Genomic DNA, 23,819 nt, shown 5'->3' with positions numbered 1-23,819 from the left:
TTTATGAAATCTAAAGCAGCAGTTTAATTACTGCTGCTTTTTTTATTTATACTGCTGATTATAAAATGATTAATTTTATTTTTAAGGTGTGCAAAGGAATCTTTAAGTCAACGTCGAAATGATAGATGATCAGGAAGCCGAATCGGAGGAAAAGTGTTTTATCTGATCAAATGCTTTGTCTTTTTGTAGGTTAATAATGATTCCGGAGCCATAATCCACAGAGATTTTGAAGATTTGGTGTAATGGAATCTCTAAAATGATTGCCCAGATGCAGCGGATTACACCGGCATGGGCTACTATGGCCACCCTGTTCAGATCTTTGGTTCTGAGCAGGGTAATAAAGGCTTTTACTCTTTCATGAAGCATTTCCAGACTTTCTCCGGAAGGGGTTTTTATGCTCACGAAGTCGTTCATCCAGATGCCCAGCTTTTCCTGATCTATGTTGTTCCATTGCTGATACTCCCAGTCGCCAAAGTTCATTTCCATGAGATCCGGCTGGATTTCTAATGCGGCCTTCTGATGAATTTCTTCGGCAAGGAGGGTACAACGACTGGAAGGACTGCTGTAAACCTGGTCAAAATCCGTTGGTAATTTAGCGATGACTTTCTGAATGTCTGCTATTGCGCTTGCTGCTAAGGGCACATCAAACTGTCCGTAACAGATTCCTTTTTCGACCGCTACAGCGGTATGTCGGATTACAAAAACTTCCATATCACGAGAAATGTTAACAGGGTAATGACTTCTGCAAATTGCTCTACGGCACCCAGGCAATCGCCGGTATAGCCATCCAACCATTTGTTAAAATACCGCTGACTGATCACATAAAGCAAGAACAAAGGCAGTAAAACAAAGATGGCTTGCCAATAAAGAGTCACCAATACTAAAAGCGGAGCCAGGCCAAAAACATAGGCCCCAATGACTTCTTTATAGGAGTAAGCTTTGGCAATAGGTTTGGATTTACTGCTTTCATCCTCCCGGGAATATTTCGACGTAAAAGTGATCTGTATGGCGGTTAGCCGTGCCAGTGCATGGTAAGTAACGAAAAATAACAGCAAAATATAAGGAGGGGCGGTTGGTAAGTTTAACAACACTAGTTGATGTAGAGCCAGGTATTTGAGCCCAAACAAAAAGATTAGCGCCACTACGCCATAGGTTCCCAGGCGACTGTCTTTCATGATATCCAGGATTCTGGACTTCGTCCAGCCACCTCCAAAGCCATCAAATACGTCCGCAAATCCATCTTCATGGAAGGATCCCGTGATGTAAACACCTGCTGCAAGCGATAAAATTACCGCGATATCTGCGCCAAACAGGAAGTTGCTGATCCAGTATGCCAGAAAGGAAAGTCCGCCAACCAACCAGCCGATCAAAGGAAAATACCGGGTAGATTTATTGAGGTGTTCCGGATTATGATCTACCCATTTCGGACAAGGCAATTGCGTATAAAACATCATTGCCGTAAAAAATATACGTATCTCGTTTTTCATTTAAACCTCTTTTGTGGAAACACCGGCGTTTTCGAAACTGGCCATTTCATTTAAAAAGGCTACAGCACTTTGGATGATGGGGTAGGCTACCGCACATCCCGTTCCTTCACCAAGTCGCATGTTTAAGTTTAATATCGGCTCTGCTCCTAAGTATTTCAACAATTGACGGTGACCGGTTTCGTCGGATAAATGGCAGAATATCGCGTTGTTTTGTAACAATGGGTTGATCATCAGGGCCGCAAGATAGGCTGCCGTGGCAATAAATCCATCCACCATAATCAGCATGTTGTTTTCATAAGCAGCCAGCATTGCACCGCTGATGTGGGCAATTTCGAATCCGCCATAAGTCTGTAATACAGCTACAGGGTCTTTGGAGCGGCCATGACGCAATTCACATTGTTTCAGGATGCTGATTTTATGGGCAAATTGTTCGTCGTTTAAGGCGGTGCCTCTGCCTACGCAGCTTTCAATCGGTAATCCGCAAAGGTTACTCATGATCATGGTTGCTGCGGAAGTATTGCCAATACCCATTTCTCCAAAACCGATGATGTTACAACCGCCTGCATGCAGATCGTTCACAATCTTCTCCGATTGGGTCAGACAGTTTTCCAGCTCATGAATGTTCATCGCTGGTTCTTCCAGGAAATTTCTGGTACCTTTTTCCACTTTTGCGCGGATCAGTTTTTCGTGTGCTTTAAAATTGAAGTTTACGCCGGTATCTGCGATCAGCAGATTGATCTGGTGTTGCCTGCAAAATACATTGATTGCCGCACCTTCATTCAGGAAATTCAGCACCATTTGGTAGGTAACCTCTTGTGGGTAGGCACTCACACCAGATTTGGCAATGCCATGATCCCCCGCGAAAACCACAATTGCAGGTTTGGTTAATTCCGGACTCAGCGTATTTTGTACGGTTCCGATTTGTCGGGCAAGCTGTTCTAATTTGCCTAATGCGCCCTGAGGTTTAGTCTTTAAATCTATTTTCTGTTGAAGTTCTTCCTTCATATGCTGATATCGCCTTGGTTTGAAATAAATATTGGCCATATCCTTGTGGGTACGACCAATAAAGGCTGAAATTAACAATATTTTAGGGTTGTTTCATCATAAGACTCACTTCCTGCCCAAGAGCATGTCCTATTTACGTAGAACCGATGGTCTGGTGTCTTATATAGCGTAGCCCGCGAGAAGGCAAAAGCATAGAAAATCAGGTGAAAAACCAGTGTAACTCTTTTTTTACGAGTTATTGTTGACTGAGGTAGATGAACACTTCAGTCATAACTCCTCTGCTTCCCTGTCAAATGGTGGGTGTGTGGTTTGTATCTATTTGGTAATGATTGTTTTATTGCTTGTTGTTGCCCTTAAGTATCTTAATGTAGTTATAAGGACAGTGGCTATGGAGCCTGTTGCATGGGTATGGGTTTGGTTTTGTGGATCAAAAATTGCTAATGGCTAAGTTCGTGGGACATATTGTTAAAATATTAAATGTTGAGCAGGTAGCGCGAAATGTAAAACGCTTTATACTCGAAAAACCTGCCGGCTACACTTTTGTTCCCGGTCAGGCTACAGATGTGTCCATTAATCAGCCTGGTTTAACCGAAGAACTGAGACCTTTTACTTTTACGGGGACCAATGATAATGGATATCTGGAGTTCATCATTAAAATTTATAAAGATCATGGAGGCGTCACTGAAAAATTATCGACCTTAACCACAGGCGATGAATTGATCATTCATGATGTTTTCGGAACGATTCAATATAAAGGACCGGGTGTATTTCTGGCAGGCGGAGCAGGGATTACTCCATTTATCGCGATCCTTCGTCAGCTGAAACTAGACCACGCCCTCACAGGGAATACCTTGTTATTCGCGAACCATAGTGAAGAAGATGTCATCCTCCCTGCGGAGTTAAAATATATGCTGGCCGGACAATATGTTGACGTTTTGAAATCACCGGTAAAACCGGGTGCTGTAGGGCGGGAAATCGGCCTTAAATTGTTAAGCAACTATGCGAACAATCCAGGCGCTTATTACTATGTCTGCGGGCCGGAATCTTTTACCTTAACCATGTTAACTTTACTACAGACTTTAAAGATCGATAAAGCCTATATTGTACTGGAAGCCTAGTATATAACCGTTTAAACGGGGTTTATTGATAATAAGTATGACATAAAATGAATTTATTGGCTATCATTGGGGCAAATAATATTTAATCCCTATTATGAAAAATTCATTACTGATCTGTTCTTTTATTTTGCTGTTTTTCTCTTGTAAAAAGGCTGATAAAGAACCCATTGAAACGGTCGTTTCCACAAAAACTGTAAACTTTAAAGACCTTAACGGAGTAGAAAAATTACTGGCCGATACGGAGCCAACAGCTGTAATGGTGACTCGAAGCATCGTTTTGCGCGATCCACTTAAAATTGAACTGAGCGGTACTCAGGAGGTAAAGCTGATTAATTTTACGCTGAAAACCATCAAAAATGTCCATATTTTTGTGAAACTTGCTGGCGCCGAAGAAAGAGTTGCCCTGTTAAAAATCGACTCGATTACCCCATTGGTTACCTTCAAGCTGCCTTTAACGATTGTAACTCAGGAAGAGCAGCTGTACACCGAAAGTGGTAAACTCATTACCCTTGCTAAACAGCCTGACCTTTCCAAAGCCGGATTTTCTGTAGTGGTAGATGATCCTTTCTACAAAAGGCTAAATGCGATGAAAATTCCATGGAAGCTGAATTTCAGGAAATCGCAGGTAGATGCTGGTAACTGGTACCGCATGAACCCTTTGCATGCCAGAGAAAGTCTGGTGATGTTTACCAATTTAGCTTATTTGTTTTCACAAGAATCTACTCAGATCGGTTTTATGGCTTATGAAGGGCTAACAGCTAATGATGGAACGCCGCTGACTAAAGAGCGGAAAGAAGCCGTTTATCGTGATATCCTGACCAGAGCAAATATCGAAACCGGTTTGGTGAGTAATGTGAGTGGTTTAGGTGGTGGCAATCTGGTGGCTGTTGCCGAATATGTGATGATGCGTCATTACAATAAAGGTTCTGAAGAAGTGTTGATTCATGAGCTAGGACATGCGCTTGGTTTCAGCCATAGCAGTAATATGACCTATGCTTCCAATAATAAAGCTTTCCACCTGGCCATGAGACCTTTGGTTAATAAAATGCTGACAGATCGCGAGTATCCTTATTGGGATTATAGAATGTTGAATACGTACAATACCTATATCGACATGACCGGAGATTACCTGCGTGAAGGAAAAAAACCGAACGGAGACAGACATAATCCAACAAAATACGATTACTAAATGAAGGCTATTTGTAGCTTGATTATGAATACGTTAAAACAGCCGGCATTGCCGGCTGTTTTAGTTTATCCTTCCACGATATCGCCTTTATCTCCCCTGGCTTTGAGGTCTGTACGATCTGTAACGATCCCTTTTTTGATCAAAACAGCGATTCCTAGTTTAGAGATGGCGCTGACCTTATGCAAGGAACTGGTTCCGTTTTGCGTGACAGAGACGGCCACAGAATTCCTGCCTTCAGCGATGATTTCTCCTTTTACCGACAATGCTTTAACTGTGCCACCTTCTACATTAAAAGAATGGACGCCGCTACCATGCGTAATGATGTTTCCGGCAATGCTTAATTGCTTAACTTCTCCACCAGGCTTGATGCTAAACCCGTCTGCGGGTAGGGAGACCAATACCCCTTTCACCAGGGTCTGGCCAATTGCACCATGGGTAATGAGGTCTTTTTTGATGCTGATGCTACCTACAGGTTTACTCACCTGGATGCCAATAGAACCGTTGCCATGGGTTTCAATCGATTCAAAAACCGCCTGGTTTATCGTGCCGTCGTATTGGTTAAATCCTCTGGCACCCAGACCAAAAGTCTCTATTTTATCTTTTGATTCGAAATAATCGACCACTCCGAAGTTGACAAAGCCAATGCCACTGGGGCCATAAGAAGTAATTGGTTTTTCTGCGATCCAGCGGTCCACTTGTCCCCAGGCATCGAGTACCATATCATTGACCCCATAGGTCGTTACGCTGCCTTTATTATTTAGCTTTTTAACCTTAGCACCATTTAAGATAAACACTGCTGCGGTAATGAGATTTGGCTGTCCGTATGGAATCATTCCGTTGGTATAGATGTCGCCGGTGCTCAATTCATCTGCCAGAACCCAGCCACCATTATCGCCAAAACCACCAATAAACAGGCCGGTTCCAATGACGGGGGCACCCTTTCTGCCTAAAGAAATATTGGTTAATCTGGCCTGGATCACGCTATCCGGATTACTGTTGTAATTGTAAACGGTAAAGGCTCCCTGGTAAACATTTACCCCGTATTTCTGTGGCTGCTCAGAGTATCGGCGCGAATCGCAACTGACAATGTCAATGTTGTCGGCAATTAGTTTGGTTTTAAGACTCCCTGCCCGGGTTAATATTTGAACCTGACCGGTGATGGTTAAGTTTCTGAGGGTAAAAGTACCCAGATCGGCATGGTGACTTAACAGATAAATAGCCCTGTTGCCCGGAGTGGTTTGAATATTTAGGTTACTGACTTCATTATTGGCTGTTAAACAGATACCGTCACTGTTACTGAAACTGAGTATAGATCTTGCGCTGTCTAATCCGGTCAGGCTAAACCCAATGGGCAGTACAATTGCATATGGACATAGGATGGAAGTTTGGATCTCTAAATTTAAAGGATTATCCTGATCAAGAGCTGCAACGAGCTCTTCAAAAGAATTAATTTTTGCTTTCATTGGAGGAATTTTTAATGATGAAACTGATTCTGGATTATGATTCGGTGTTCCCGGAGCTTATATACTAAAATACGGAAACTTTTTGGCCTCCTGTAATGTTCACAAAGAAGGAGTAAGCCTAAATTCTCTATCGTGTTTTTTTTGATTTAAATACGGTATTGTATGGTTATTAGGGGATTAGTGCTTATTTTTATATAGTGCAGGCATAGTTTCAGGTGCCGGGTTGATAATTAATTGAGGGTGAATAGTATTTGTTTGAATTTTAAAATTTAAAGTATCTGGTTCTTTAAGGTGCTTTATGATATAATATTTCTAACCTATAAAACTATAAGCATGAATTTAATTGAAATGTTAAAGAATGAGGTAAGCGGAAACGTAATCTCTTCTTTAAGCCAGAAAGCTGGCGTAACAGAGGATCAGGTGAAAACAGGCTTCTCTGCTGGTATCCCTGCAGTTCTGGCGGGTATCCTCAAAAACGGAGCCGGAGGAGGCTTCCTGGATAGTATCCTACCTGGTGCAAGTGGTTCTGCAGCTGCTCCCGAAGATTTGTTAAACGGTTCCGATGATAGCCTGCTGAATAAGGGGAAATCTATGTTGGGCAGTTTATTTGGAAATGACAGTGGCTCGGTTACCAATGCCGTTGCTTCGGCAACCGGACTTCCGGAGGGTAAATCTGCTGGTTTGCTGGCGATGATTGTGCCACTGGTAACCGGCATGATCTCGAAACTGATGGCCTCCAAAGGCTGGAGTGTCTCTGATTTATTAGGAAAACTTTTTGAAAGTAAAAACGAAATCGCTGCCGCACTTCCTGCCGGTTTAAGCAGCTCATTGGGGATTGGTAATATTAACCTTCCTAAGGTAGATATTCCTGATGTTCCTAAAGTTGCCGCGCATAGGGCAAGTCCAATACCTCCGGTGAGTGTTCCCAATAGAGATACAGGTGGTGGATTTATCAAATGGCTGCTTCCCCTGATTGTAGTTATAGTGGCATTGTGGTGGATGTTAGGGAAAAAAGGCTGTAATGAAACGGCTGTAACGAGTACCGTAGATTCAGTAACGGCTAGTATTGATACTGTAGGTGGTAAAATGGGTGGTGTAGTAGATGCTACTGTAGTGGTGGTCCAGGGTAAATTAAATGAGGCCGGAGATTTTGTGAAAGATCTTGGCGAGAAGATGAGTAAAAAGCTTCCTGATGGAAAAGAAATCAGCATTGCGGAAAATTCCGTAGAAAGTAAACTGATCGGATTCATTGAAGATAAAAGTAAACCTGTAGATAAAACTACCTGGTTTACCTTCGACAGGTTGTATTTTGAGCCCGGAAAAAGCACGTTAAAACCGGAATCGCAAGAGCAATTGAATAATATTGCCGCGATTTTAGTGGCTTATCCGGTAGTGACCCTGAAATTGGGTGGCTATACCGATAGTACCGGCAATGCAGAAGTGAATAAGAAAATATCTAATGAACGTGCCAATACGGCCAAAGATCAGTTGGTGAAACTAGGTATCGATAAAAAACGCCTGGAAGCAGAAGGTTATGGTTCTGAACATCCAATTGCCAGCAATGCTAGTCCTGAGGGTAGGGCACAAAACCGACGTATAGATATTCGTGTAACAGAAAAATAAAGAGTTTTAACAGATCAGGCTAATTTTATGCCTGGCTAATTTTAGGTAGAAAAGCCGTTAGGATCAGATTCTTAACGGCTTTTTTGTGGAATTGTTATTTTTTAAATAAAGTATACTAAAAAGGTAGACTATATTTATATATTTGCTTCATCAATTAATAATCAACCAACCAAACCAACAAAAAGAAAGCTTATGAAATGTTAAAGATACGATATAAATAAAGGGTGGCCTTTCGGCACACCCTTCCGGATTAATAAATAAACCAGGTTTCAATTTGGACGTTGCACCTGATTTTTTACGTCATAAACCCATTGTAAAAATATGAAAATTTTTGATAGGGCACAAGCTGCCTTACCTCGCCATGGACTATGGCCAGGATTTGCCTTTTACCTGTTTTTAAGCGCATTCTTTTTTCTGAACGCCACTGCGCAGGAAACAAAACCACTGATCAACTCTACTTTAAAAGGTACGATCTCTGATGCCCTGACGGGCGAGAAATTAATCGGAGCCTCCATTCTCATTCAAGGAACCACACATACGGCAACATCGGACAGAGTTGGTGCTTTCAATTTTGTGACGGGTCAAAAATTCCCTTATACCTTAATCATTAAATATATAGGCTACAAAACCAAAACACTGGTGGTGGATGGTAGCCCGGTCAATGTAAAACTGGAACCGGAAACCAATCAGCTTCAGGATTTAGTGGTGGTCGGTTATGGTGCCCAGGACCGGAAAACGCTGACCAGCTCCGTGGCCACGATTTCCGGAAAACAGATTGAAGATATTCCTGTTGCCGGGGTAGATCAGATGCTCCAGGGACAGGCTTCGGGGGTATTGGTCTCTTCAAATACCTCGGTTCCCGGATCAGGGATATTTATCAGGGTAAGGGGTTCATCCTCTATTAACGCCAGTAATGACCCTTTATACGTGGTGGATGGCGTGTTTCTCAACAACAGAACCCTGCAAAGTATTTCTACCGGCGGACAACAGACCTCGCCAATTGCCGACCTGAATCCCGGTGATATTGAATCCATCGAAATCCTTAAAGATGCGAATGCGACCGCAATATATGGTTCCAGAGGGGCCAATGGCGTGGTGTTAATCAGTACCAAACGCGGAAAATTAAACCGGAAGCCAAAAGTGGATATCGGTTATTATAAAGGCGTATCGCAGGCCATTAAATTCTGGCCAACCATCTCCGGACAAGGGGAGGGTATTTTGCAGAATGAAACCTGGCTTAATGACGGAGGGGCATTTGAAAAGCGCCCTTTCAGACCTAAAGCAGCAGGTGGATTAGGCTTGCCGGAGGAGCAGGAAACCATTGATCGGGTAGGGTTGATTTTTCAAAATGCGCCTACAGACAATGTGGATTTATCGGTAGCCGGTGGGAATGAAAAAACAACCTATTATCTGGGAGGAAATTACTATAGTCAGGACGCTATTGTAAAACCAGATCGTTTTCAACGCGCCAGTTTTAGAATTAATTTGGGGCAGCAGTTTAATGAGAAAACGAAAATCGGGGTATCTGTTAACCTGGTGAGTACCAACCGGAATATGACACCCAATAATAATGTACCCAATGGTACGGTAAACGGGGCTTTGTACACCCCGGTTTATTTGCCATTATACAATCCTGACGGTAGTTATGCGCGGCCATCCTAATTCGAAAATCCGGTTGCTGCGATCAAAGAAACGGTGTTTACAGATGTAGGAACGCGGATCACTGCGAATGTTTTCGGGGAGTATAAAATCCTGGAAGGATTGAAATTCAGAACCAGCTGGAGCGTAGATTTTAACGAAAGCAAGGCGGATAATTATTTCAATTCTAAGTTGCAATTGGGCCAGGCACCCATCAATGGAATTGGTACTTCTGCTTTAAACCGGAATGCGACCCTGATCAATGAGCAGCTGATTAGTTATGATAAGGTTTGGGAAAATGTACATCAGTTTAACCTGACAGTCGGCAATACCTTGCAAAAAGAGACCTTTGAAACCACCAGCGTTACCGGTATAGGGTATCCTACAGATCAGTTTACACTGGTTGCCTCTTCTGCCAGTCAGACCGGGACTTCCCGTAAATCCCAGGCCGGATTGGTTTCTTTTTTCGGCAGGGCGAGCTATGGTTACAACCGCAAATATATGGTTGATGCCAGTATCCGCGCTGATGCTTCTTCCAGATTTGGAAAAGACAACCGTTGGGGATATTTCCCGTCAGCAGGTGTTGCCTGGCGCGCCAGTGAGGAAGATTTTATCAAGCAGTTGGACCTGTTTTCTGAGCTGAAATTCAATGCCAGTTATGGTCTTACCGGAAATCAGAATGGCATCCCTGATTTTGCCGCATTGGGCTTATGGAACGGTGGTAATAATTACCTCAGCACTTCCGGAATTTTGCCTTTCCAACTGGCTAATCCAAATCTGAAATGGGAAACCACTACGCAGTTTAATGTTGGTCTGAACATGGGCTTCCTCAAAAACCGACTGAACCTGGAATTGAATTACTATAATAAGTATACGACCAACCTTTTATTGCAGCAGCCGATTTCTCAGAAACTGGGTTTTGCCTCGATATTTTCCAACTCCGGAGAAATCAGTAATAAAGGATTTGAGCTGTCTCTGAATGCACAGGTTATTACGCATAAAGCATTTACCTGGAATACGCGTTTCAATATCTCGACCAATAAAAACAGAATTGAGAAGTTAAATACCCCGATTCTGGACAACAGAACGATTATGCAGCAGGGCAGTCCGCTGTATTCTTTTTATGCGCATAAACAACTGGGTGTAAATCCAGCCAATGGCGATGTGGTTTTTGAAGATGTAAATGGCGATGGCCTCCTTTCTGATGCAGATCTTCAGGTTATAGGCAACGCCTGGCCGGATTTCTTTGGCGGATTTGGTAATGAATTTACCTATGGAAATTTCGATTTGAATGTTTTCTTTAATTATTCAATCGGGAACAAAATCTGGAACAATACCCGATATAGAATGGGGCATGGTGGTTCCAGAAATGGTGTTTTTGCACAGCTGGAAGAACAGTTAGAACGCTGGCAAAATCCGGGAGATATTACGGAGGTTCCCCGGATGACGGCCAAAGGAAATAATGCCAGTATCATTTCAGATCGTTTTTTGGAAGATGGCTCTTATGTAAGGTTGAAAACGCTAGCTATCGGTTATAAACTGCCTAAAGCTTTACTGGCAAAATTCCACATCAGCAATGTGCGCTTGTATGTTGCTGCAACCAATCTGATCACCATCACCAAATATAAAGGAGTAGATCCTGAGGTAAATACCATGGGCGACAATCAAAATGTGATGGGCTATGATCAGGCCATTGCCTCACAACCGAGAACCTTTCAGGCCGGTTTTAACCTTTCTTTTTAATGATAAAATATGTTGATTATGAACTTTAAATACACCTCAAAATATAGCCTGCTATGGGCGATTCCTTTACTGTTGCTGGTTGCTTCCTGCAAAGATTTGCTGGATCCTAAGCCGTTGTTATATGTAGCGGAAGAAAACAGTATTGTCAATAAAAAGAGTGCGGATGCCGCTTTAATCGGGACTTACAGTGCGCTAGGGCAGAATAGTTACCAGGGAAATACCTTCCGGTATATCGTTAACCTTGCCGATGATAATCTGCGTTGGGTGGGAAATTCGCCTTCCAACAGGGAGTTCGATGTGCATGATGTTTTTGCCACTAATACTTCGATTTCTGCCTTATGGGGCGCTTTGTACAGTACCATTAACAGCTCGAATAACATCATTGAATCTGTTCCAAAAGTAAATGACCAGACTTTCCAGCAAGCAGATCGAAATGCGGCAATTGGGGAGGCCTATTTCATTCGCGCCCTCGCTTATTTCGATCTGGTACGCCTTTGGGGAAATGCCCCGATCATTACCACAAGCACGCGGAATCCTAATTCTGCGGATGGAATCGGCAATAGTACGCCCGCTCAGTTGTACAAACAAGTTGGGGAAGACCTGGAGGCAGCTCAAAATCTTTTGCCCGCTAGTCCGGCAGTATTAAACCGTAACCGGGCCTCCATTTATGCCGTTTATGCTTTGAAATCAAGGTTATTTCTGTATTTAGGGCAATGGCAACAAGCTTTAGATTACGCGGATCTGGTGATCAAAGAAAGCGTTAAATTCAGTTTAGTGCCCAGCTATTCTGCTTTTTTCAATGCTAAAAATACAACGGAATCTATTTTCGAAATCGATTATACGATCAATAATAAAAACTCCTGGGCTGGGAATTGGTTTGCCAGTAACCTAACCGGAGGCACCCGTGAATTCTTACCTACGGATGAATTTATTGCCCTGGTCAGGGGGCCTTATGGTGGCGACCGCAAATCTTTATTGCTGGATATCAATACGCCACCCAAAGGAATCATCACTTATGGGAACATGAATTTCAAAATCTCTACCGGCGAAAATCAGGTTTATGCCTTGCGGATTGCGGAGTTATACCTGATCCGGGCGGAAGCTAAAGCCGAGTTGAACAGGATTCCGGAAGCGGTAGAAGACATCCGGATCATTCGGTTACGTGCCAAAGCGAAGGACGATGACCTGAATGGGCTGAGCGATAAAAACGAGGTTATTGCTAAAGTTTTACAGGAAAGAAGGTTGGAACTGGCTTATGAGAGTCAGCGTTGGTTCGACCTGATTCGCAGGGGGCTTGCGCTAAAGGTGCTGGGCATCAGCGATGTCAATAAATTATTGTATCCCATTCCAAAACAGGAGTTACTGGTAGATCCTGCGCTTAAACAAAATCCAGGCTATAATTAATTATTCACCTTTTAAAAATTGTATGATGAAACTAATGACTTTGAATTTAAGAAAAACAACTTTTGCGATTGCTTTGTTCTGCGCTTTAAATACGTATGCTAAGGGGCCTGGTGATCAATTGAAACTGGAAGGAACGATCAATATCACCGGAACACGCTTCCTTTTTCCATTGATTGAAAAGTGGGCTGCAGAGTTTTCCAAAGCAAACCCGGGTGTGAAATTTGTGGTTAAGCAAGGTGTGGCAAATCCGGATATCAATGCTTCGGCGGCGCCATTAAAAGAAAAAGATCCTGCGAAAGGGAATTATACCATCGTGAGCAGGTTTGCCATTGTCCCCATCGTCAATGAGAAAAATCCGGGTTTAGAGAAACTACAGAAAAGTGGTTTTAAGGCCAAAGATTTTGAATCTGTTTATTTTAGCAATAGTACCGGTAAGGATAAGTTCGCGGCTTTTGGCGATCAACCGGTTTCTTTTAAGGTGTATAGTCGGACGGCCTGTACTTCTGCCACTTTTTCGAGCGTGCTGGGGGAGGAACTGAAAAATTTAACGAATGAAGGAGGGAAGCGAATTGCCGACGACCAGGTTTTATTGAAAACAGTGGCTGAGGATCCCCTGGGCGTGGCTTATAATGACCTGGGTATTGTGTATGACCTGAAAACCAGAAAACCGAAACCGGGAATTGCTGTAGTGCCGACGGATTTAAACGGGGATGGGGTAATTGGGAAAGAAGAAAGTTTTTATGCGAATCTGGATCAGTTGATCCATTCTTTGGAGTCGATTTCTACCACTTTGCCACCAAAAGGGAATTTTACGCTGATCTATAAGGATACGCGGCCTGAGGTGACTGCATTTGTAAATTGGGTACTCAGAGAAGGACAGCAGTATATCCATGAATATGGATTTCTAAATAAAATTTAGGCATAGAAAAGCCCTTCAGATTCGTCGATTTGAAGGGCTTTTATGAAATATGAATTAAATAGACTTCCAGATTTTAAAGGTGTTTTGATGGTTCCCTCCGATTTCCCTGACCACCAAACAAAGGTGTTCTTCTCTTTTTGGGAAATATTTATCGATGATCAGCTGTGTTTGCTGAATCACCTGTCCCAGATGTTCTTCAAAAACTATGTTTTTAACGTTTAAGATCACCTGGTTCATTCTTGCTGAAATGGTACATTCGAAGGTGAATTCTCTTTTTAGTGCTTTTACTACTTTTGACCTCAGTTTTTTCATTGAATTATGATTTAATGTGTCATTGAATAGGATTCTTCCCATAGGTTCTTTCAGCTTTAAACGCTGTCCGCTTTTATTAATTGTGTCGGGAATTGTCATTATTTTATTTCATAGAAATAATTAACTACTTTCTAAAAATAACGAAAAGGGTTTAGGAGAAGGAATTTTAAGGGTACTATTTGTGTAACAAATTTAGAGCAAGCCAGGCTGGGTAGCTGGGCGACATAAGTGATGATGAGGTTTTTTATTTGTGAGTTGATGTTGGGTTTTTCTGGGTGTCTTCTAGGGCCATGTTGGGCTAAATTGCCTGTAAACGCGGAATAATCCCCGTCTTAGATTGGGATTATCTGACTGATAAATTTAGTGTCATTATAGCAAGTTCATAGAATCTGCTTTTGTTTGTCAGGATGCAAAGTGTTGTTCACATTAACTTAATCATTCCTTTATATGGGTGCCCTATTTTTGGGGGATGCCAATGACAGTAATAAATGAATCAACGTTAATTAACGCACTCCAAAACGGTGATCAGGCTGCATATTCAACTTTATATGAAAAGTTCTGGCGGAGCCTGTACATTCATGCCTATAAAAGAGTGAAGGATGAAGAGGCTGCAAAAGATATTGTCCAGACAGTTTTCATCAACATCTGGCAGCGGCGGGAAACGATTGCGATCCATAAAGATATCGCTCAGTACCTAAACGGAGCGGTCAGATTTCAGGTGTTCAATTATTTCAGATCAGAAAAAGTGAAAGATAAAGTGCTGGAAAATACCATTCAGCGTTTTGAAGAAATGACTTCCATCAATGATCTTGATGGTTATTTTGAGCTTGAAAAGCTTATCGCCGGAGAGGTCGCCTTGCTTCCCGACAAAATGAAAGAAGCTTACCTGTTAAAAGCCTCACAGCTATCCACGGCAGAAATTGCACAAAAGTTGAATTTAAAAGAACAGACAGTATCCAATCATCTTTCCGAAGCCCTGCGCCGAATCCGTGTTAAATTGGGCGCAAAATATCCGGAATGGGTAGTTCTTGCTTTTTTCCTGATTGAATTTAACCAGTGCAGGATTTCTTAACAAACGCTTAACAATTTCTATAAGTAAATCCGGCCTTTCCAAACTACTTATCTAAAAAGGGCAATAGATTGGAATCACAAGAATTTAAGGAAATACTAAAACGGTTCAGCGAAAATAAACTAACCGAAGCGGAACAGCTGAATCTGGAGAAATGGTATGCATCATATGATGCAGAAGAATTTACAGGTTTCCAGGATGAAGCTCATGCTAGTCGGATCAAAGCAGAAATGTTTGTGGCAATCGGGCCAATACAGGAGCAAAAAGGCCTTAGGTTACCAAACTGGCGAAAAACCCTTCCATATGCTGCCGCTGCGGTGTTGCTGATTGCTGTAGGATTATTATTTAAACCAATGGGGATCGGGGAGCAGATTGTGGATTTACCGGTTTATATGGTGTATCGCACAAACGCAACGGAAAGTAAGAAAATCACCTTAGCAGACAACTCAATAATACACCTTAACCCCTCCAGTGAGTTTAAAATTGCCAGGGATTTTGGCAGGCAAGGTTCGAGGACCGTATTTCTGGAAAAAGGAAATGCCTTTTTTGAAGTAGCCAAAGATCCGGAGCATCCTTTCTTAGTGCATTCCGGCTTGCTGACCACCACAGTATTGGGGACTAAATTTAAAGTAAGCCATTATACAGATCAAAAAGGAGACCTGGCCATTGAGGTGAGCCTGGTCGAAGGTAAAGTAGCAGTTGCTACTCCTCAAAAAGTATTGACTCAGTTAGTACCTGGAAAAAAAATAAACTATAACCTGCGGACCAACACCTGGAAGCAGGATGATTTTGGCCTGGCGGATAATAACCAATGGTACGTGACATCCATAGACCTTAATCAGGGAAGTTTTGAAGAAGTAGCCAGGATCGTCAAACTTTATTATGGCGTTTCTCTAACTATCGAAGATCCCAATGTAGGCCGTTATCAATATAATATTCAAATGCGTTCGACACATACGCTTTCAGAAACCTTGAAAATCATCTGTTCTATACACCACAAGAAATACAGGAGGACCGGAAATGGTATAATCATTTACTAAACCAACAAAAAAAGCCGGCTCTGAAGCAGAACCGGCCTGTACAACGCAACAGCTTTAGATTGAGCCCTTCCGCCTGTTGCAAAACAATTATTTTTTGTTCATGATCAAAGATAGGAACTCTAAGGGGCATTTTATATGCTGGTTCCAGGGCTTTGAAAATTAAAATACAAATGAAAAAACATTTACTGCTATTGCAGAAGATTATGCGTTATACCCTCATTGTCTATATCCTCATCCTCACCAGTTCTCAGGTGTTGCTGGCAGGAAATACCAGCGGTCAGATTTTAAACAGACGTATTAAAGTTTCTTTTAAAAACGAGACCTTACTCAGTGCCGTTCAGAAGATCGAGCGCTTAAGTGGCGTTGATTTCGCCTATGATCCTGCTTATTTAAAGTTGAAGAATATCAGAATTGATGAAATCGATTATTCCAATGATAAGATTGCTGATATCCTGGCTTCTTTGCTGGCAAATACTTCATTGATCTTCTCTGAAGAAGTACCAGGTGTAATTACGCTGATGAAAAATCAGGAACCAGGAAAAATCAGCGGTAAAGTTGTAGATGAAAAAGGCGATCCTTTACCCGGTGCAAGTATTAAACTTATGGAATTGAATAAAGGTGTTCAGAGTAATCCGGACGGCTCTTATTCCATTACTGCAGCACCAGGCACTTATACCTTAGTGGCCAGCTTTATCTCTTATACCAGTGCTACCTATAGTAAAGTGGTGGTAAAACCAGGGGAAATGACTAAACTCAATATCTCTCTGGTAGCCGAAACGGGTACCTTGAATGAGGTGTTAGTTGTAGGATATGGCACCCAGAAAAGAGAAAACCTGACGGGTGCTGTAGATCAGGTTACTTCAAAAGTATTCGAAAACCGGCCGATAGCGAATCTCTCTCAGGGCTTACAAGGCGTGATTCCTAATTTAAATATATCCATTGGTGATGGCCGGCCTAACCAGAGTCCTTCCTATAACCTCAGAGGGACAACCTCTATCGGGCAAGGTGGTAGTGCATTGGTTTTAATTGATGGTGTGGAAGGTGATCCTTCCAGGATCAATCCTAATGATGTTGCTACAGTGACCGTACTAAAAGATGCCTCATCCGCGGCGATCTATGGTGCAAGGGCTGCTTTTGGTGTGGTTTTAATCACCACCAAAAATCCGGACAAAGACAAAACTTCTGTTAGTTATTCATTTTCAGGTGCGGTTAAAACACCGACTACGGTCCCGGATTTAGTGACTAACGGTTATGAGTTTGCGAAAGGTTTTAATGAAGCATGGTCTGCCTGGAATGACTATTCTCAAACGCCTCAGAACATCAATAAAACGGTGAAATTCTCTCCTGAATACCTCGCGGAATTGAAACGTCGTGATGCTGATCCGAGCCTGCCGAAAACAGAACTTAATGCCAATGGCGAGTACGTTTATTACGGGAATACAGATTGGTATAAAGAGTTATTTAAGGACCATAACAACTCTATGGAGCACAATGTATCCATATCCGGCGGAAGCGGTAAATCTGATTTCTACATTTCAGGCAGGTCCTTCAAACAATCTGGTCTTTTCAGGTACAATTCTGATGATTATCAGATGTATAATGTAAGAGCAAAGGGTTCTACCGAACTATACCCCTGGTTGAAAGTCTATAATAATATGGATTACTCAGCGATTAAGTATTATTCACCACTTAACGTTGGAGAGGGCGGCGGAATTTTCAGAAACCTTTCTGATGAAGGTCATAATGTGGCACCAATGTTTAATCCTGATGGTACATTAACCCATTCAGCAGCTTATACTGTTGGAGATTATTATACGGCTAAAAACGGCACGACTTCTAATAAAAAAGTCTTCAGAAATACAACTGGTTTTAGCAGTAAATTTTTTAATGATAAGTTCAGGATCAAAGGAGATTTAACTTTTCAGCAAACTACAGACGATGACACACGTGTACGTGTTCCTGTGGCTTTCAGCAGAAAACCAGGTGTAATAGAATATGTGGGTAGTAATACAAACGATTTCCAGCAGATTGACCGGACTACACAATATCTGGCGACTAACATTTATGGGGAATATGAGCCTCAGGTCGGCAAAGACCATTTCCTGAAAGTACTGGCAGGATATAACTATGAGCAATCCACTTATAAGCGCTTGCTGGCTTCCCGTAACGGGTTGATTTTTGATGATGCACAAGACATTAATCTTGCACTCGGACAATCTATTATTACAGCGGGTGGTCATGACCAATGGGCCGTATTGGGTGGGTTTTACCGCCTGAATTATGCCTATAAAGACCGCTATTTATTTGAAGCAAATGGTAGATATGACGGTTCTTCGAAATTCCCTTCCGACCAGCGTTATGACTTTTTTCCTTCTTTTTCTGCAGGATGGAGACTGAGTCAGGAACCTTTCTGGAAGGTAAATAAGAATGTCATCACGGATGTGAAAATCCGGGCTTCTTATGGCTCCTTAGGAAATGGAAGTATAGCTTCTTATGCTTTTCAGGAGAAATTTAAAATTGAGCAATCCGGTAGAATATTAAACGGGGTAAGACCACAGTATACCAGTCAGCCGGGAGTATTGCCTGATGGTTTAACCTGGGAAACTTCTCAAACCACAAATATTGGCCTTGACCTGGCATTCCTGAACAACCGCTTAAATTTCAGTGGAGATGCCTACGTAAGAAATACTAAAAATATGTTTACCGTAGGTATGACGTTGCCGGGAGTTTTCGGAACAGATGTGCCAAAAGGTAACTACGCGGATTTAAGAACTAAAGGTTGGGAAGCTACGATTTCCTGGAGAGATCAGTTCGCCGTGTCTGGAAGTCCTTTAACCTACGACATCCGTTTAACACTGGCAGATTATAAAGCCAAAATCACCAAGTACAATAATCCACAGCAAAGACTAACAGATTATTATACCGGACAGGATTACGGAGAGATCTGGGGTTATGATACTGACCGATACTTTACTTCAGCGGAAGACATTGCGAATTCAGCAAAACAGATCTTAACTAAAGCATCGAACAGTGGTAAATTATTACCTGGCGATATTAAGTTCAAAGATTTAAATGGTGACGGTGTAATTAATGACGGCGATAATACGGTAGCTAATCCGGGAGATAAAAAGGTGATTGGTAATACGACACCAAGATATACGTATGGCATTTCATTAGGCGCGCAGTGGAAAAGTTTCTTCTTCAGCAGTTTCTTCCAGGGTGTCGCTAAAATGGATTGGTATCCCGGGTCTGAAAATGGTCTTTTCTGGGGACAATACAACCGTCCTTACAATAAGATACCTAAATCTATGCAGGACAAAATATGGTCGGAAAGTAATCCTGATGCTTATTTCCCAAGATACCGCGGATATGTGGCACAAAATGGTTCAGGGGAATTACAGTCGCAATCCAAATATATTCAGAATGTAGCTTATATCCGTCTTAAAAATCTTCAGGTTGGGTATAACCTTCCGGTAAATCTGGTGAAAAAAGTAGGTTTAAGTGCTGCACGTCTGGTGCTTTCCGGAGAAAACCTGTGGACTTATTCACCGCTTTACAAAATCACCAGAGATATTGATGTAGAAAGTATCGGTAATTCAGAAGGTGGTGGAAATGGAAATAATTATCCGCAGTTAAAGAGCTATAGTATCGGTTTTACGGCCACATTTTAATCAAAAACTAGTAAATACATAAAGATAATAATATGAAAAGATTCTGTTTATGGTTCGCTTTTTCTGCTGTGTTTGTGGCAGGATGTAAAAAGCTGGATCAGACACCTGAAGATAGTGCAATCCGTAGCTCGGTATTTAGCAATGAGAAGGGGCTTGAATTGTATGCCAATTCCTTTTATGACGTATTACCCAGTGCAAATGAGACGCACCGCGGAGATGAAATGTCTGATTATGGAGCAAGAAGTCAGTCGCCGGATTTTCTGGTTGCCGGTGCTTATAATTCCAGAACTTCCCAGGGAGAAAAGGGCTGGGACTGGAGGAAACTGAGAAACATTAACTTTTTTATAGAGAATAATGTGGATCCGAAGGTGAGTCCGGAGGTGAGAAAGCAATACCAGGGATTAGCCAGATTTTTCCGCGCTTTCTTTTACTTTCAAAAGGTGAAAAGATATGGTGATGTGCCCTGGATCAACAAAACTTTTAAAGTAGATGATCCAGCATTGTATAATGGCAGAGCTGCAAGAGCTTTAGTGATGGACTCAGTGCTGGCAGATCTTGATTTTGCGATTGCCAATATCAGCCGCTCCAGCGATAATTCTAAGACGTTGATCACAAAATCTGTCGCTCTGGCTTTTAAATCAAGAGTTTGTTTGTACGAAGGTACTTTCAGAAAATATCATCCGGAAAAGAATTTGACAGCTACCGCTGATCAATGGCTAACGGAAGCGGCTACTGCGGCGGCGGCAACCATGCAGACTTCCGGTTTTACACTGAATACGAGTGCTGGCGAAGATGCTTCTTACCGCCAGCTGTTTACGAGTACGGCTCCTGTAGGTTCGGAAATCATGCTTTCTGTTGTTGCTGATGCCAACCTGGCTATCTATAATGACGCCAATTGGTATTGGACTAGTGCTACTTATGGCAGCAGGTTAAGCTTTACACGTACTTTTGTAAATACTTACCTGAATATTGACGGTACGCCATTTACCAGTAAACCGGGGTACCAGACGATGCCTTTTGTAGAAGAGGTGAAAGGTCGCGATAAACGCTTGCAACAGACCATCAGAATGGGGGATTACAAGCGTATTAATGGCGGTACACCAGAAGCTGCACCGCCGATTTTTTCTTATACCTATACTGGTTATCAACCTATAAAATGGACCCTGGATGATACAAAATATGATGGTGGTTCTCTGAATGTGAACTCCATAAGTATCTTAAGATATGCCGAAGTTTTACTGAATTATGCAGAGGCAAAAGCTGAATTGGGCACTTTTACGGATGCCGACTGGTCAAAAACAATTGGTGTTTTAAGACAGCGTGCCGGAATTAAAGGCGGTTTAACCACTAAACCGACCGTTGTAGATGCTTATATGAAGCAAAATTATTTTCCGGATGTGACTGACGCTTCACTCTTAGAAATCAGAAGGGAAAGAGGAATAGAGCTGGCATTGGAAGGCCTTAGGTTTGATGATATCGTGAGGTGGAAACATGGTGAATTAATGACCAAAGTATGGAATGGTTTTTATGTTCCGGCATTAGATGTACCTATGGATTTAAATGGTGATGGTAAATTGGATGTATGTTTTTATAAAGTGATGCCTGCTAATCCTGTTGCCGGTGTAAATTATATCAATGTAGCCCCAACAATAAACGGGGGGGTAAATCCTCAGCGCTTAAGTAATGATACTTCCGGCGAACTCACCTGGTTAACCACCGTAATGAGAACCTTTGAAGCTAAAAATTATCTATATCCTATTCCAGAATCCGATAGGATTGTGAACCCTAAACTGGGACAAAATCCAGGTTGGTAAATTATTAAATGATCTTTTAAAATATATAACACGATGAAAAAAATTAATATTACTGTAGTACTTCTTTTACTTGCCTGTAGTCAGCTATTTGCTCAGAAACTAGTGGTTGGGACTTTTAATTTACGATATGATAACAAGGGCGATGTTGGGAATTTATGGGAACAACGGGCACCGGTAGCCGCTAATTTATTGAGATTCCATCAATATGATGTTTTCGGAATTCAGGAAGGGTTAAAAAATCAACTGGATGATCTGTCTAAGGCTTTACCAGAATATGAACATTATGGTTTAGGTCGTGATGACGGTAAAGAGGGGGGAGAACACTCTTCTATATTTTATAGAAAAGATAAGTTTAAATTGCTGAAAAAGGGCGATTTCTGGTTGTCGGAGAATCCTGATCAGCCAGGGAAAGGTTGGGATGCCACTTGCTGCAACAGGATTTGCACCTGGTTATATCTTCAGGATTTAAGAACCGGCAAAAAATTCTATTACTTTAATGCGCATTTTGATCATCAGGGTAAGGTGGCAAAAGTCGAAAGTAGTAAGTTGATTTTGGCTAAAATCAAGGAAATAGCAGGGAATACTCCTGCAATATTTACGGGTGATTTAAATGTAGATCATAATGGTGATAGCTACAAGATATTAGCGTCATCAGACTTCTTAAAGGATACTTTTAGTCAGGTAGAACATCCCTATAGAAATAATTCTTCTTTCAATTCTTTCGGTGCTGATGTGAAGGGTTTTGGGGTAATTGACCATGTTTTTGTAACGAAAGGTTTTACCGCCAGCAGGTGGGGGATTTTAACGGATACTTACCATGGGAAATTTCCTTCGGACCATTTTCCAGTGTTGGTAGATGTGATGTTGAAGTAGTATTTAAAACGATTGGTATTTAAATTAACAGGCGTTCAATTGAGTTTGTACTCAGTTGAATGCCTGTTTTTATTTGTTGCTTATTCCGGTACAAAAGCAATAGCATCCACTTCTACCAGCATATCATCCAGCGCTAATTTCGGAACAGGAATTAAAGTGCTGGCCGGAAATTTATTGTGCTTCCATATTTTATGCATTTCTGCTGTCCAGATGGCAAGTTTTTCTGGATTATGATCTACAATTAATACGGTAATTTTAAGGACATTTTCAGGTTTTAAGTGATATGCTTTAAGCACAGTTTCTAAGTTTGACAAAGCGAATTTAACCTGAGTTCTAAAATCTTTGGAAAGCGTATGCTTTAAATCCTGTCCGCCACTTTGACCGGAGATAAAGACGTAATTTCCTTTAGTTGTAGTGCTTGTCGCATGTGAAAAGGCAAATGGTGTAGGGTCGAAAAGTGTTTCAGGATTGGTATGGATGATCTTGTTCATAAGATTGGGAGTTGTAAAGGATAATTCAGGAGTACTAAAGAATTGATTTATTTCCATTAGTTGAGTAATTGCTGCTTTAGACCAGTAGGCTGCATTATGCTCACCCGGTCTTTCTTCATAAATGTGTGGAATGTTTAACAACAGTAGTTGCTGGTGTAAATTTCTGTTTTGCGCAATTAACGGATCTTCGGTTCCACAGCTGATAAAGATTTTTTGGGAGGATGTCTTTAGTTTTTCTATTTGGGACATCACTGTGTATTTAGACCAGTTTTTAGGGTTGTCGCCTAGTGTTTTTGGTACGCCATATTCTTTTCCGAAAGGACTAAAGTCCATCACGCCACATAAACTTCCTATAGCTTTAAACGTATCCTGATGTCTGGATCCAATATATAAAGCACCGTGGCCACCCATACTCCAGCCCATGATGGCTGTTTTTGATGGATCAGATTTATACTGATTTTGAACAAAATCAACCAACTCTTTGGCAATAAATGTTTCATACTTTGAATTTTGACTTTCACTGTCGACATACCAGCTGTCGTAATTTCCATCCGGTAAAATAAACATCATTTTCAGTGTTTCGCTTAGGGCTAACAAAGAAGGGATGTCTTGTGTTAATGTTCTTTTAGGGTAACCGCTGTAGCCATGTAAAATGTAAACGGTTGGCAGTTTCTTTTCTGAGCTTGATGAAGGACGAATCACCAAGGTTTTGACTTCCTTTTTCATGGAAGAACTGTAGATATTTAAGGTGTCCACTTGTTGGGAAAAGCCCCGGAATCCGATACAAAGTATGGATAAGGTGATTAAAAATATTTTCATGAAATGCTTGTTTTATTGTTGTGGGCAAAGGTATTGCCGCGCATTTTTTAAAACATGTACATATGTTGAGAGCGTCAATAATTATTGTTAAAACTATTTTTTTTACCTGTTGTAACGTAAACTATTAAACTCGTGTCATAC

At 41.6% G+C, this 23,819-nt stretch carries 17 protein-coding genes and 1 pseudogene; 12 read left to right on the top strand and 6 right to left on the bottom strand.

Annotated elements, in window-relative coordinates:
* Positions 1-129: 129 nt before the first annotated feature.
* From cobC to cobT, 3 genes are read right to left on the bottom strand one after another with little or no spacing between them, the layout of a single operon-like run.
* Complete coding sequence (gene cobC / locus R2Q66_RS16930; protein ID WP_316751146.1) at positions 130-711, bottom strand: alpha-ribazole phosphatase; 582 nt, start codon at positions 709-711, stop codon at positions 130-132.
* Positions 696-1,487 (bottom strand): adenosylcobinamide-GDP ribazoletransferase, encoded by a 792-nt coding sequence (locus tag R2Q66_RS16925; protein WP_316751143.1) that lies wholly within the window; start codon positions 1,485-1,487, stop codon positions 696-698. The genes cobC and R2Q66_RS16925 overlap by 16 nt, the downstream gene beginning before the upstream one ends.
* A complete protein-coding gene (gene cobT / locus R2Q66_RS16920; RefSeq protein ID WP_316751141.1) occupies positions 1,488-2,492 on the bottom strand; it encodes a nicotinate-nucleotide--dimethylbenzimidazole phosphoribosyltransferase in 1,005 nt (334 codons plus the stop codon).
* Between the two features lie 440 nt (positions 2,493-2,932).
* On the opposite strand from cobT, the gene R2Q66_RS16915 reads away from it, so the two are divergent.
* Both R2Q66_RS16915 and R2Q66_RS16910 read left to right on the top strand, forming a co-directional pair.
* Positions 2,933-3,610, top strand: a complete 678-nt coding sequence (locus R2Q66_RS16915) for an FAD-binding oxidoreductase (protein WP_316751139.1) — start codon at positions 2,933-2,935, stop codon at positions 3,608-3,610.
* A gap of 94 nt (positions 3,611-3,704) precedes the next feature.
* Positions 3,705-4,799 carry a hypothetical protein gene (locus R2Q66_RS16910; protein WP_316751137.1) on the top strand — a complete coding sequence of 365 codons (1,095 nt, stop codon included), beginning with the start codon at positions 3,705-3,707 and terminating at the stop codon, positions 4,797-4,799.
* Positions 4,800-4,864: 65 nt separating this feature from the next.
* On the opposite strand, the gene R2Q66_RS16905 is transcribed toward R2Q66_RS16910, so the two are convergent.
* Entirely contained in the window at positions 4,865-6,262 is a 1,398-nt protein-coding gene (locus tag R2Q66_RS16905) for a hypothetical protein (protein ID WP_316751135.1), read from the bottom strand.
* Positions 6,263-6,595: 333 nt separating this feature from the next.
* Here R2Q66_RS16905 and R2Q66_RS16900 point away from each other — a divergent pair, with 333 nt between their 5' ends.
* The 5 genes and pseudogenes from R2Q66_RS16900 (at position 6,596) to R2Q66_RS16880 (ending at position 13,589) form a co-directional block, all read left to right on the top strand.
* Positions 6,596-7,885: an OmpA family protein gene (locus R2Q66_RS16900; RefSeq protein WP_316751133.1), complete on the top strand. Its 1,290-nt coding sequence runs from the start codon at positions 6,596-6,598 to the stop codon at positions 7,883-7,885.
* 321 nt (positions 7,886-8,206) lie between these two features.
* The gene (locus R2Q66_RS16895) at positions 8,207-9,547 is read left to right on the top strand and encodes a TonB-dependent receptor plug domain-containing protein (RefSeq protein ID WP_316751131.1); all 1,341 of its coding nucleotides are present in this window, start codon (positions 8,207-8,209) and stop codon (positions 9,545-9,547) included.
* Positions 9,548-9,565: 18 nt separating this feature from the next.
* A pseudogene (locus R2Q66_RS16890) lies at positions 9,566-11,266 on the top strand (SusC/RagA family TonB-linked outer membrane protein); the annotation flags it as partial.
* Positions 11,267-11,284: 18 nt separating this feature from the next.
* A complete protein-coding gene (locus R2Q66_RS16885; protein WP_316751130.1) occupies positions 11,285-12,670 on the top strand; it encodes a RagB/SusD family nutrient uptake outer membrane protein in 1,386 nt (461 codons plus the stop codon).
* 22 nt (positions 12,671-12,692) lie between these two features.
* Positions 12,693-13,589, top strand: coding sequence for a hypothetical protein (locus R2Q66_RS16880; RefSeq protein ID WP_316751128.1), 897 nt, complete (start codon positions 12,693-12,695; stop codon positions 13,587-13,589).
* A 54-nt stretch (positions 13,590-13,643) separates the two neighbouring features.
* On the opposite strand, the gene R2Q66_RS16875 is transcribed toward R2Q66_RS16880, so the two are convergent.
* Complete coding sequence (locus R2Q66_RS16875) at positions 13,644-13,901, bottom strand: hypothetical protein (protein WP_316751126.1); 258 nt, start codon at positions 13,899-13,901, stop codon at positions 13,644-13,646.
* A 475-nt stretch (positions 13,902-14,376) separates the two neighbouring features.
* Here R2Q66_RS16875 and R2Q66_RS16870 point away from each other — a divergent pair, with 475 nt between their 5' ends.
* The 5 genes from R2Q66_RS16870 (at position 14,377) to R2Q66_RS16850 (ending at position 22,368) form a co-directional block, all read left to right on the top strand.
* The gene (locus tag R2Q66_RS16870) at positions 14,377-14,973 is read left to right on the top strand and encodes an RNA polymerase sigma factor (RefSeq protein ID WP_316751124.1); all 597 of its coding nucleotides are present in this window, start codon (positions 14,377-14,379) and stop codon (positions 14,971-14,973) included.
* 68 nt (positions 14,974-15,041) lie between these two features.
* Complete coding sequence (locus R2Q66_RS16865) at positions 15,042-16,010, top strand: FecR family protein (RefSeq protein ID WP_316751122.1); 969 nt, start codon at positions 15,042-15,044, stop codon at positions 16,008-16,010.
* Positions 16,011-16,180: 170 nt separating this feature from the next.
* Positions 16,181-19,681 (top strand): TonB-dependent receptor, encoded by a 3,501-nt coding sequence (locus tag R2Q66_RS16860; protein ID WP_316751121.1) that lies wholly within the window; start codon positions 16,181-16,183, stop codon positions 19,679-19,681.
* A gap of 32 nt (positions 19,682-19,713) precedes the next feature.
* On the top strand, positions 19,714-21,495 hold the full coding sequence (locus R2Q66_RS16855; RefSeq protein WP_316751119.1) for a RagB/SusD family nutrient uptake outer membrane protein: 1,782 nt from the start codon (positions 19,714-19,716) through the stop codon (positions 21,493-21,495).
* Positions 21,496-21,528: 33 nt separating this feature from the next.
* Positions 21,529-22,368, top strand: coding sequence for an endonuclease/exonuclease/phosphatase family protein (locus R2Q66_RS16850; protein WP_316751117.1), 840 nt, complete (start codon positions 21,529-21,531; stop codon positions 22,366-22,368).
* Positions 22,369-22,448: 80 nt separating this feature from the next.
* Here the strand turns inward: R2Q66_RS16850 and R2Q66_RS16845 are convergent, their stop codons facing one another.
* Positions 22,449-23,678 carry an alpha/beta hydrolase-fold protein gene (locus R2Q66_RS16845; RefSeq protein ID WP_316751114.1) on the bottom strand — a complete coding sequence of 410 codons (1,230 nt, stop codon included), beginning with the start codon at positions 23,676-23,678 and terminating at the stop codon, positions 22,449-22,451.
* Positions 23,679-23,819 lie beyond the last annotated feature (141 nt).

Source organism: Pedobacter gandavensis, assembly GCF_032677645.1.
GTDB lineage: Bacteria > Bacteroidota > Bacteroidia > Sphingobacteriales > Sphingobacteriaceae > Pedobacter > Pedobacter gandavensis_A.
Note: the sequence above shows the minus strand (reverse complement) of the source record. Positions and strands in the feature narration are given on the sequence as shown.